Here is an 11916-nt window from a genome sequence, read left to right as displayed (position 1 = left end):
GCAAGGGCAAAAGAAAATGGGCGCCGTGGACTCATCCTCGGCGCCCTTTTTCGTACTCGCTGATGCTTTACTGAAACCGGTCGAGTGTCTTGTAGTACAAGCCCACCAGCGGCAGGAACCACGGTTTTCCGAAATGGCCGGGGACGGCGGGCCAGTCGAGCCCCTTGATCGGGTTACGGTCGGCCTTGCCAAGGATGGCGTCGGCCATGATCATGCCGAGATGGGTGGAGAGCTGGGCGCCGTGGCCGGAATAGCCCATGGCATACCAGACACCATCGACATAGCCGGCGCGCGGATAGCGGTCCTTAGTCATGTCGACGAGCCCGCCCCAGCAATAGTCGATTTCGACGCCGGCAAGCTGCGGGAAGATTTCAGCCAGGCTGGCGCGCAGAATATCGCCGCTCCTTGCGTCCGATCGTTGACCCGACGTGGCGGAAAACCGGGCGCGACCGCCGAAGATCAGCCGCTTGTCGGGCGACAGCCGGAAATAGTTGCCGATGTTCATCGACGTGACACAGGTGCGGTTGCCGGGCATCGTAGCGGCGATTTCGGCGTCGGTCAGCGGACGGGTGGCGATCAGGAAGCTGCCGACGGAAACGATCCGGCGGCGGAAATAGTTAAAGAGCGACGGCGTATAGGCGCCTGTCGCGACCAGCACGTGGTCTGCGGTGACGGTGCCCCGTGCGGTCGTCAGGCTGTGGCGACCATTGCCCTGCCGGTGTGCGGTCACCGCCGCCCCTTCGAAGATGGTGGCGCCGTGGCGGGCGGCTGCCGTGGCGAGCCCGGCGACATAGCGGCCCATATGCATCATCGCGCTCTTCTTCGAGAGCATGGCGCCATGGAAGGTCGAGCAGACCTCGCTTTTCAGGTCACTCGCCGTCAGAAGTGCCGTGTCCGGATCGACCTCTCTATGAACAGCCTCGAAATTGCGGGCAATGGCATCGAAATGCTGCGGCTTCGAAGCGAGCTTCAGCTTGCCGGCGCGGCGGAAATTGCAGTCGATCCCCTCCTCGGAAATGATCGCCTCGATCGTGTCGATGGAAGCGTCGAACGCCTTGTAGAGGGCGACGGCCCGCTCCACGCCGAGTGCGGACTTGGCGGACAGGAAACTGTGGGCGAGCCCGTTGTTGAGGTGGCCGCCATTGCGCCCCGACGCTCCCCAGCCGACCCGTTCGGCTTCCAGCACCACGACCTTGACGCCGGCCTTTGCAAGCTGGCGCGCCGCGGCAAGCCCGGTAAAGCCGGCGCCGATGATGGCGACGTCGTAATGTCCTTCGACGGGGCCTTGTGCGCCGCCGGCAAAGGCTGGAGCCGTGTCGTGCCAGTAGGATTCGAACTGCATCCGCGTGTCTCCGTCAGAGCCCGACGACGCCAGGCAGGCCGGAGATGTCAGGAATTTCGACATAACCGTAATAGGGGTTGGCAGGCTCATGGCCGCGATTGACCCAAACCTTGTTCTTGATGCCGAGATCGTGGGCCGACATCAGGTCGTAGCGGAAGGAGGACGAGCAATGCAGCACGTCTTCCGGCCCGCAGCCCAGCATATCGAGCATATATTCAAAGCCCTTGAAGCGTGGCTTATAGGACTGCGCCTGCTCGGCGGTATAGACCGCATGGAAGGGCGCGCCCAGTTTTTCGACGTTCGACATGATCTGCGAATTCATGGCGTTGGAGAGGATGACCAAAGGGATTTCCTTGGCGACCTTGGCGAGACCGGCCGGGACATCCGAATGCGGCCCCCAGGTTGGGACCCGCTCATAGATCATCCGGGCGGCTTCATCGCGAAATGTCACGCCGTTGCGCTTGCATGTCCGCTCGAGCGAATTGTGCACCACCTCGGCATAGGGTTTCCAGTCGCCCAGGATCTCGTCGAGCCGATAGGCGGCGAAATTCTTGATGAACTCCGCCATGCGCCGCTCGTCGAGCTCTTCGCCGTAGAGGTCGCGCGCCGCTTCCGCCATCTGAAAGTTGGTCAGCGTGCCGTAGCAGTCGAAGGTGATGTATTTCGGACGGAACGTCGTCATCTGCGTATCCTTGAGCGATCGGAACTGGGGACGTGTCACAATCATAGGCACCGCTTCACCCACAGCTCGCCTGAATTGGCGGCATCGGAAGCAGAATCTATCGTATCGAAAGCAGGGTTTGGCAGAAGGTTGCGCGCTTTCACCCGCGATCAACGGCCGGCGGAGTGACGCCTTCAATCGCCGTCGTGATCGTGATCGTGATGCGACGGAAGGTCGAGGCCGAAGGTGTTGACGAGATCGGCCACCTGCGCCGGACTGAGAAAACGGGGATTGAGGTTGCGCAACAGCAGATAGAGCTTCGCCGTTTCCTCCAGTTCCTCGGTCGCAAAGACCGCCGCCTCCAGGCTGTCACCGGCGACCACAGGTCCGTGATTGGCCAGAAGCACTGATGAATACTTGCCCGCCAGCCCACGGATGGCGTCGGCCACATCAGGATCGCCGGGACGATAATAGGGCACCAGCGCGGTTTCGCCGGCCCGCATGAGATAATAGGGCGTCATCGGCGGCAGGGCGGCGCGCGGATCGATCTCCGGCAGCATGGTCAATGCCACTGCGTGGGTGGAGTGAAGATGGACGATGGCGCGGGCGCTGCCGCGCGTATCGTAGAGGGCGGTGTGCAGCGGGATCTCCTTGGTCGGCTTGTCGCCGGACAGGAGCCGGCCTTCGGCATCGAGCCTGGAGATACGTGCCGGGTCGAGAAAGCCGAGCGAGGCGTTGGTCGGCGTGACCAGCCAGCCGCCATCCTCCAGCCGCAACGATATGTTGCCCGACGAGCCGGGCGTCAGCCCACGCTCGAACAGCGAGCGGCCGTATCGGCAGATTTCCTCACGCAGGCGCGCGTCGGACATGACAGTTCCTCCAATATTACGCAGTTGCCCCTTCGATCAGTTCAAAGCCGAGATCGACGGCCTGCGGTGGCGCATTAGCGACGACCAGTTGCGCGGCTATCTGCCCCGTCGCCACGCGCGGCGTTCGGATGGTCGACAAGGGTTGCGGTGTTGCCCGGCCGATATCGAGGCCGTTATAGCCGAAAATGGCAAGCTTCGAGGGGATCGCGATCCCTTGAGCCAGACAGTGAAAATAGCCGCCCAGCGCCATGTCGTCGTTGGAGAAATAAACCGCATCGAGATCGGTCGTGCGGGCAAGCAACCGCTCCAGCCCCAACCTGCCGTTTTCCACGGATGAAGCGCCTGCGAGAATTTCGCGGCCGACGAGAGGGGCGTCATGCGCTTTGAGCGTTTCGCAAAAGCTGGAAAACCGCTTGCCGGCACGGGTATCGCGGTTCAGGTCGTGACCGACATAGCCGATCCGGCGATAACCCCGCTTGAGCAAGAAGGCAGCGCTCTCCCGTCCGGCCGCGCGGTTCGAGAAGCCGACGGCGATATCGAGAGCATCGCCGTCCAGATCGAGCAGTTCGACGATCCGACACCCGCTGGCGCGCAGCATCTTCACCGTACCCTCGGTATGCTCGTACCCTGCCAGCATGACCGCCGCCGGCCGCCAGGCAAGCATCGCGGCGGCGAGCGCTTCCTCCTTGCCCGGATCATAATCGGTCACCGACAATACCGCCTGATACCGGTTTTCCTCCAGAACGGCGCTGGCACCGCGCAGCACATCGGGGAAGACGATGTTGGACAGCGAGGGAATGACGAAGGCGACAAGACGCGAACCGGTGGAGGCAAGCGTTCCCGCGATCCGGTTCGGCACATAGCCCAGCCGCTCGACCGCGGCCATCACCCGCTCCCGCGTCTTGCCGGAAAACGAACCGTGGTTGCGCAGTACGCGCGACACCGTGCTCTCGCCAACACCGGCCGCTTCCGCGACCTCGGCAAGCGTTACCGTCGGTTGATTTTTGAATTCCATCGTTACGTTTGAACCCGACTGTTGAGGTGGTTATCCGGCCTGCCCGTCCGATGACCACCGCGTTGCCACCATTTTTCACCGCTCCCGCCAAGAAGCAAGGTTTTTTTGGCAGCGCTACCAATTTGCTATTGGCAGCGCTGCCAAAATGAATTAATGAAAATGGCAGCGCTGCCAAAGGTGGCTCGGCGTGCCGCGGGAGGATCGACAGGAGACCGCGGCAACAATCGGAGGAGAAAATCATGACGCTGCAGACGCAAGCGCCAGTCGTTGGCGCACATCCCGCCCAGACGCTCGAAGACCGTGCCTATGGCAAGGTATTCTGGCGCATCGTACCCTTTTTGATGCTGTGCTACGTGGTCGCCTATCTCGACCGCGTCAATGTCGGCTTCGCCAAGCTGCAGATGTCGAGCGAACTCGGCCTCTCGGAAGCCGCCTATGGCATCGGCGCCGGCATTTTCTTCATCGGCTATTTTCTGTTTGAAGTGCCGAGCAACATCATCATGAACAAGGTTGGCGCACGCGTGTGGATAGCCCGCATCATGCTCACCTGGGGCGTCATTTCGGCCGCCTTCATGTTCACCTCCTCGGAAACCGTCTTCTATGTCCTGCGTTTCCTGCTGGGCGTTGCCGAAGCCGGATTTTTCCCCGGCATCATTCTCTATCTGACCGCGTGGTATCCGGCCCATCGCCGCGCCAGGATCATCACCACCTTCATGTCGGCGATCCCGATATCCGCCATTTTCGGCAATCCGCTTTCGGGTCTCCTGATGGACAGTTTTCACGGCACGCACGGACTTTCCGGCTGGCAGTGGATGTTCCTGATCGAAGCCATTCCGGCCATTCTTTTCGGCGTTGCGACGTTGTTCTACCTTGATGATACGATCCAGGGCGCGAAATGGCTGAACGATGAGGAAAAAGGCGTGCTGACGGCCAATATCGAGGCGGAGAACCGGGCCAAGACGGCAAGCCCGCACAGCATCGGCGCAACGCTGACCGACCGTCGCGTCTGGCTGATGTGCCTGATCTATTTCTGCTTCGTGCTCGGGCAATATGGCCTGAATTTCTGGATGCCGACCATCGTCAAGGCCTCGGGCGTCAGCGGAAACCTCAATATCGGCCTGATTTCCGCGATCCCCTATATCTGCACATTCGTTGCTATGCTGGCGCTCGGACGTTCCGCCGACAGGCTGCGCGAACGCCGCTGGCACCTCGTCGTCCCCGCCCTCATCGCCGCCGGCGGTTTCGTTGCGGCGACGATGGCGACGAGCACGACGGTCTCGATTGTCTGCCTCTCGCTGGCTGCTGCCGGCGCCATTAGTTGCGCGCCGCTGTTCTGGTCGCTTCCGACGGCTTTTCTTGCCGGTACGGGCGCTGCGGCCGGCATTGCCTGGATCAATTCCGTCGGCAATCTCGCCGGGTTTCTCGGGCCGTTTCTGGTAGGCTATCTCAAAGACTTCACCGGCACCAACAGCGCCGGCATGTATCTGCTGGCGGCTGCCTTGGTCGTTGGTTCGCTGGCCGTGTTGACGGTTCCTGCGAAAACCGTCAATCGCTGAACAACAGCCCCTCCGGGATAGCACCCGGAGGGGCGCAGACCTTTCCTCACAAGACTGGAGAACCTCCTCATGCCACCGCTTGCTGAAAACTCGGGCTCGGCCGTTGTCGCAGCCGTCATCGGTCTTGGTTCCATGGGGCTTGGAATGGCCCAGTCGATGAAGCGCGCAGGTCTCGACGTCGTAGGATATGACATCACGCCGGCGGCGGTGGACCGCTTCATCGCCGACGGTGGACGTGGCGCGTCAACCCCTGCCGCTGCGGCAAAGGACGCCGACATCGTCGTCTCCGTGGTCGTCAACGGCGCGCAGACCGAGGCGGTGCTGTTCGGGCCCGAAGGTGTCGCACGTGCGATGAAGCCCGGCGCCGTCTTCATCTCGTCGGCCACCATGGATCCCGCGGTCGCACGCGATCTGGCCGGGCGGGTGGAGGCTCTCGGCCTGCACTATCTCGACGCGCCGATTTCAGGCGGCGCGGCCAAGTCGGCGCGTGGCGAACTGACGATCATGGCGTCCGGCTCCCGACAGGCCTTCGACACGGCACGCCCGGGTCTCGACGCCATGGCCGCCAAGGTCTACGAACTCGGCGACGAGGCCGGAAAAGGCGCGGCCTTCAAGATGATCAACCAGCTTCTCGCCGGCGTGCACATCGCGGCCGCCTGTGAGGCAATAACCTTTGCCGCCAAGCAGGGCCTCGACCTCGACAAGGTCTATGAGGTGATCACCGCTTCGGCCGGCAATTCCTGGATGTTCGAAAACCGCGTGCCGCATGTGCTGGCGGGAGACTATACGCCGCTCAGCAGCATCGAGATTTTCGTCAAGGATCTCGGTATCGTCCAGGACATGGCCCGCTCCGAGCGTTACCCGGTACCCCTCGCGGCAGCCGCCTTGCAGATGTATCTGGCCGCCTCCGGGGCCGGCATGGGCCGTGATGACGATTCCTCGCTCGCGCGGCTCTATGCCAAGCTGTCGGGCGCTGAATTGCCCGGTTCCACCAAAGAGCCGCAGAGCCTGTAAAAGGAACGCTAGACATGCCGGTTTTCGCCGCCAACCTGACGATGATGTTCAACGAATGGGCGTTCCTGGACCGCTTCGACGCCGCAGCCGATGCCGGCTTTGCCGCCGTCGAATACCTCTTTCCCTACGAAGCCACGCCGGAGGCAATCGCCGAACGGCTTGCCCGCAACAATCTGCAGCAGGCCTTGTTCAACCTGCCGCCGGGCGACTGGGCAGCAGGCGAACGTGGCGTCGCGGCTCTTCCCGGGCGGTTCGATGCGCTGAAAGCGGATGTCGAACGGGCCCTGGACTATGCGGCGGCGACCGGCGTCAGGCGCTTGCATCTGATGGCAGGCATCGCCGACCCTCATGACCAAGACGCCTCATCCTCCTACCGGCGCTCCGTCACCTACGCTGCCGGACGGCTTGCGGAAAAGGGCATCGATCTCCTGCTCGAGCCGATCAACGGGCGCAACATGCCCGGATATTTCCTCAACGACTTCGCCGCCGCCGAACGGCTGATTGCCGAATGCGGCCTGCCGAACCTGAAGCTCCAGTTCGACATCTACCACCGTCAGATCATCCATGGCGACGTCGCTATGGCGTTGCGACGCCTGCTGTCGATCACCGGCCATATTCAGATCGCCAGCGTGCCGTCACGCAACGAGCCGGACGGGGAGGAACTGAACTATCCCTATCTGTTCGGCGAAATCGACAGCCTGGGCTATGACGGTTTCATCGGCTGCGAATATATCCCGCGCGGCCAGACATTGGACGGTCTCGGCTGGTTCAAACCTTTTGCACGGAGCTAGACGATGGCTATTTTGCTCGGATCAATCGCTGACGACTATACCGGCGCTTCCGACCTCGCCAACACGCTGACGAAGAACGGTCTGCGCACGGTGCAGACGGTCGGCATCCCCGATCCGTCGCTCGCCCTGCCGGATGTCGACGCCGTGGTCGTTTCCCTGAAGATCCGCTCCGTCCCGGCCTCGGATGCCGTGACGGCCGCGAGCAGCGCCGAGCGATGGCTGCGCCAGCGGGGTGCCGGCCATGTGCTTTACAAGATCTGCTCGACCTTCGATTCCACCGATGCCGGCAATATCGGTCCGGTCACCGAGGCCTTGAGCGAGGCGGCCGGCGGCGGCTCCGTGCTGGTGACACCCGCCTTTCCGGAAACGGGACGCACCGTCTATTTTGGCCATCTCTTCGTCGGCGGCCAGCCGCTGAACGAAAGCCCGCTCAAGGACCACCCCCTCAATCCGATGCATGACGCCAATCTCGTGCGGGTTCTCACCCGACAATCGCGCAATGCCGTCGGGCTGATCGATCTCACGACCATCGCGGCCGGACCCGGCGCCGTCAAGGCGAGGCTAGACTCTCTGCGCGCGGCAGGCGTCACTGCTGTTATCGCCGATGCGATTTTCGAACGCGATCTTGAAACGCTCGGCGAGGTCGCGTTGAAAACGCCGGTGTCCACCGGCGCGTCCGGCCTCGGCCTCGGCCTTGCCCGCGCGCTCGTCCGCTCCGGTCGGATATCGTCCGGCGGTGCAACGACGGCGGACGCCATTCGCCCGGTGGGCGGGCTGTCGGCGATCGTTGCCGGCAGTTGCTCCAAGGCGACGCTCCACCAGCTCGACGTCGCCGAACGGTCGATGCCCGTCCTGCGGCTCGACCCGGAACGGCTGCTTGCCGGTCCCGATGAGATCGCCGCAGCGATCTCTTGGGCCGGAGACCGCATCTCCGCCGGCCCCATCGTGGTCGCCGCGAGTGCTGCGCCTGAAACCGTGTCCCGGCTGCAATCGCTATACGGGCGAGAGGCCTCCGGCCACGCGATCGAGACCGCGACGTCGATCATAGCAGCCGAACTGGTGGAGAGAGGCGTGCGGCGCCTTGTGGTCGCCGGCGGCGAAACCTCAGGCGCGGCGGTCGACAGGCTCGCCATTCCGGCATTTCTGATCGGCCCGGAGATTGCGCCTGGCGTGCCGGTGCTGCGCACGGTCGGCAATGCGCAGGGCGACATGCTTCTGGCGTTGAAATCCGGGAACTTCGGAGGCGAAGATTTCTTTACGGCAGCGCTGGCGATGATGCACTGACATGCCCATTGCATGTCCGTGATGTGTCGAGCGCCAGGACCCACCGCCAGGATCTGGATAGGACGCATATCGGTTGGTTCTAGCATAAGATGCGGCGGCCGATGATAGCAAAGCCATAAGATACTGCCTGAACCATGGCCTTCAGACGATCTGCCCGCCGGCGCTCCGGCAGACTGGCGGGCACGACATGAAGGACGCCCCCATGCAAGCAAGTCAGATCGAAATCGTCCCGTTCGGCCCGGACCATCTGGAAGCCGCCGTTGCGCTCTCAAGACAGGCGGGCTGGCCGCATCGGACGGAAGACTGGCGGTTGGCGCTCGCCTTGAGCGAAGCGATGGTCGCGGTCGAGGACGGCAAGGTCGTCGGCACCGTGCTCGTCACGCCATACAAGGGGGATTGTGCGACCATCAACATGGTCATCGTCGACGAGACGATGCGCGGCCGCGGCCTCGGCCGCAGGCTGATGGACGCCGCATTGCTGACCGCGGGAGATCGGCCGCTGAGGCTGGTGGCGACGACGGCAGGTCTGCCGCTCTACCAAAAGCTTGGCTTCCGCGAGACGGGAACCGTGCTGCAGCACCAGGGTCTTGCCGGAGAAATTGCCGCGCCGGAGGAAACGGAAGCCGCCACCGATGCCGATCGCCCTGCCATCGCGGGACTCGACCGACTTGCCTTCGGCGCCGACCGTGAAGGGCTGCTCTCCTATCTCGCCGGGATCGGCGAATTCGCCGTCATTCGCCGCGACGGTCGCATTTCCGGGTTCGCTTGCCTGCGTCCTTTCGGCCGTGGCGAAGTGATCGGACCCGTGGTGGCCGCCGATCTCGGCGAGGCCAGGAAACTCATCGAACATTTCATCGCCAGGCGGCCCGGACGGTTCCTCAGGGTCGATACAACTGCCGAGACCGGGCTTTCCCCATGGCTCGCCGAACACGGGTTCGCCCATGTCGGCGGCGGAATCACGATGAGAAAGCCGTTGGCCAACGACGCCGCCGATCCGACCGCCACCACCTTTGCCCTCGCCAGCCAGGCACTCGGCTGATCCGGAGATCTCCATGTACAGCAATTCCCTCATCGAACTCGATCGCGCCCACCTCATTCATCCGGTCGCCTCCTACCGCGGCCATGAAAAGCTTGGCGTGCGCGTGCTGGCCTCGGCCAAAGGCGCGACGGTCACCGACGCATCGGGCAAGCAGCTGATCGACGGCTTCGCCGGCCTCTGGTGCGTCAATGCCGGTTACGGCCACGAAAGCATCGTCGAGGCGGCGGCCCGACAGATGCGGGAACTTCCCTATGCAACGGCCTATTTCGGCCTCGGCTCCGAGCCCGCGATCCGGCTTGCCGGCGAACTCGCCGACCGTGCGCCGGGCGATCTCAACCACGTCTATTTCACCCTCGGCGGCTCCGATGCGGTGGACAGCACGATCCGCTTCATACGCTACTACTGGAATGCCCGTGGAAAGCCTGAGCGCGATCAGTTCATCTCCGTCGAACAGGGTTATCATGGCTCCTCGACGGTCGGCGCGGGTTTGACGGCGCTGCCCGCCTTCCATGCCGGCTTCGGCGTTCCCTTCGACTGGCAGCATAAAATTCCGTCTCACTACGCCTATCGCAACCCGGCGGGCGACAATCCGCAGGCGATCATCGACGCCTCGCTTGCGGCGCTGAAAAGCAAGGTCGAGGCGATCGGGCCGGAACGCGTCGCCGCCTTCTACGTCGAGCCGATCCAGGGCTCGGGCGGCGTTCTGGTGCCGCCGAAAGGCTGGATGAAGGCCATGCGCGAATTCTGCCGCGCGCACGACATCCTATTCGTCGCGGACGAGGTGATCACCGGCTTTGGTCGCACCGGCCCGCTGTTTGCCTGCAGCGAGGATGAAGTCGTGCCCGATTTCATGACGACCGCCAAGGGCCTGACCTCCGGCTACGTCCCGATGGGCGCCGTCTTCATGGCCGATCACGTCTATGAAACGATTGCCGAGGGTGCGGGTGCTGCCGCCGTCGGCCATGGCTACACCTATTCGGCCCATCCCGTCAGCGCCGCGGTCGGCCTCGAAGTCTTGAGGCTCTACGAAAACGGCCTTCTCGAAAACGGCGTCAGGGCCGGCGCGCGGCTGATGCAGGGCCTGGAGTCGCTGAGGGATCATCCGCTGGTAGGCGATGTCCGTGGCCGCGGCATGCTCGCCGCCGTCGAGCTTGTGGTCGACAAGGTCAACAAGACGCCGTTGCCGGCATCCGCCGAACCCGCCCGCCGTATCTTCGATCGCGCCTGGGAGAACGGCCTCGTCATCCGCGCCTTCGGCAATGGCGTGCTTGGCTATGCTCCGCCGCTCTGCTGCACCGAAACGGAGATAGACGCGATCGTCGAACGCACCCGCATCACCCTGGACGAGACGCTGGAGGACCCGGATGTGCGTCGGGCGCTGCGGGCCTGAGAATACCGCGAAACGGTCAGATTCGGTATTTTGTGCCGCCTCATGGCGCCTATTCGGCGAATCCGGTGCGGTGCAGGTGACACACTGAAATCAACGAAAGGCCTGGATCCCGGCACATGCGGGCCTTCCATACAAGAGCGGGACAATGACCCCGCCGGCGGAACAGAATTTTCTTCTTCGAGAACCGCGCTCCCACCGGAGCCGAACACTGGGGAATTCACGTGAGCAAGAGCCTTCCGGAATTCAAATATATGACCTTCGATGTCGTCGGCACGCTCATCGACTTCGAAGGCGGCCTCAAGACCTGCCTCGCCGAGATCGCGACCGAGGCGGGAACTGAAATCGACGGCGAGCAGGCGCTTGGCCTCTATCGCGCAGCCCGCTACTCCAAGGATGCCGACCTCTTTCCCGACGATCTCGTGCGCGTCTACCTGGCGATCGCCCCGAAGCTCGGCTTGCCCGCCGATCAAAAATATGGCGAACGGCTTCGGGATTCGGCGAAGGGCTGGAAGGGTTTCGCAGACAGCGCCGCAGCGCTGGCCAGTCTTGCGAAGGATTACCGCCTCGTTGCGATGACCAATGCCCGCCGCTGGGCATTCGATTTCTTCGAGAATGAGCTCGGCAATCCCTTTTATGCCGCCTTCACGGCGGATGATACGGGGACCGAGAAACCCGATCCCGCCTTCTTCGAGAGGGTGTTCGACTACGTCGCCTCGGAAGGACATTCGAAGGACGACATCCTGCATGTCGCCCAGAGCCAGTACCACGATATCGGGATTTCCAGGAAACTCGGGCTGACCAATTGCTGGATCGAGCGGCGACATGCTGAGAAGGGTTACGGCGGCACGATCGAACCGGCCGAGTTCACCAAACCCGATTACCATTTCACCTCGATGGCCGGCCTTGCTGATGCCGCGGCCGCCGCGCGCGCCTGACTTTGAAAGCAGATCGGGCC

At 63.1% G+C, this 11916-nt stretch carries 11 protein-coding genes; 7 read left to right on the top strand and 4 right to left on the bottom strand.

Features of this window, described 5'->3' with window-relative positions:
- Positions 1-67 precede the first annotated feature (67 nt).
- The 4 genes from ACD590_RS28910 to ACD590_RS28895 all read right to left on the bottom strand — a co-directional run bounded on the left by ACD590_RS28910 (position 68) and on the right by ACD590_RS28895 (position 3887).
- Positions 68-1342, bottom strand: coding sequence for an NAD(P)/FAD-dependent oxidoreductase (locus ACD590_RS28910; RefSeq protein ID WP_439003969.1), 1275 nt, complete (start codon positions 1340-1342; stop codon positions 68-70).
- A 13-nt stretch (positions 1343-1355) separates the two neighbouring features.
- Positions 1356-2024: a haloacid dehalogenase type II gene (locus ACD590_RS28905; RefSeq protein ID WP_026188726.1), complete on the bottom strand. Its 669-nt coding sequence runs from the start codon at positions 2022-2024 to the stop codon at positions 1356-1358.
- Between the two features lie 173 nt (positions 2025-2197).
- Positions 2198-2872 carry a 3-oxo-tetronate 4-phosphate decarboxylase gene (gene otnC / locus ACD590_RS28900; protein ID WP_018445079.1) on the bottom strand — a complete coding sequence of 225 codons (675 nt, stop codon included), beginning with the start codon at positions 2870-2872 and terminating at the stop codon, positions 2198-2200.
- 16 nt (positions 2873-2888) lie between these two features.
- Positions 2889-3887 (bottom strand): LacI family DNA-binding transcriptional regulator, encoded by a 999-nt coding sequence (locus ACD590_RS28895; protein ID WP_112907299.1) that lies wholly within the window; start codon positions 3885-3887, stop codon positions 2889-2891.
- Positions 3888-4126: 239 nt separating this feature from the next.
- Here ACD590_RS28895 and ACD590_RS28890 point away from each other — a divergent pair, with 239 nt between their 5' ends.
- From ACD590_RS28890 to ACD590_RS28860, 7 genes are all read left to right on the top strand, one after another.
- The gene (locus tag ACD590_RS28890) at positions 4127-5443 is read left to right on the top strand and encodes an MFS transporter (RefSeq protein ID WP_018445081.1); all 1317 of its coding nucleotides are present in this window, start codon (positions 4127-4129) and stop codon (positions 5441-5443) included.
- Positions 5444-5512: 69 nt separating this feature from the next.
- On the top strand, positions 5513-6457 hold the full coding sequence (gene ltnD / locus ACD590_RS28885; RefSeq protein ID WP_439003968.1) for an L-threonate dehydrogenase: 945 nt from the start codon (positions 5513-5515) through the stop codon (positions 6455-6457).
- A gap of 14 nt (positions 6458-6471) precedes the next feature.
- Positions 6472-7248, top strand: a complete 777-nt coding sequence (otnI, locus tag ACD590_RS28880) for a 2-oxo-tetronate isomerase (RefSeq protein WP_439003967.1) — start codon at positions 6472-6474, stop codon at positions 7246-7248.
- A 3-nt stretch (positions 7249-7251) separates the two neighbouring features.
- Positions 7252-8532, top strand: coding sequence for a 3-oxo-tetronate kinase (gene otnK, locus ACD590_RS28875; protein WP_439003966.1), 1281 nt, complete (start codon positions 7252-7254; stop codon positions 8530-8532).
- A 202-nt stretch (positions 8533-8734) separates the two neighbouring features.
- Complete coding sequence (locus ACD590_RS28870) at positions 8735-9571, top strand: GNAT family N-acetyltransferase (protein WP_439003965.1); 837 nt, start codon at positions 8735-8737, stop codon at positions 9569-9571.
- A gap of 13 nt (positions 9572-9584) precedes the next feature.
- Positions 9585-10961, top strand: a complete 1377-nt coding sequence (locus tag ACD590_RS28865; RefSeq protein WP_018445086.1) for an aspartate aminotransferase family protein — start codon at positions 9585-9587, stop codon at positions 10959-10961.
- Between the two features lie 221 nt (positions 10962-11182).
- Positions 11183-11896: an HAD-IA family hydrolase gene (locus tag ACD590_RS28860; protein WP_439003964.1), complete on the top strand. Its 714-nt coding sequence runs from the start codon at positions 11183-11185 to the stop codon at positions 11894-11896.
- The last annotated feature ends 20 nt before the right edge of the window (positions 11897-11916 follow it).

The organism is Rhizobium sp. 862_C5_N1_2 (assembly GCF_051811205.1).
Classification (GTDB): Bacteria; Pseudomonadota; Alphaproteobacteria; order Rhizobiales; family Rhizobiaceae; genus Rhizobium; species Rhizobium leguminosarum.
This window is presented reverse-complemented; position numbering and strand designations above follow the sequence as displayed.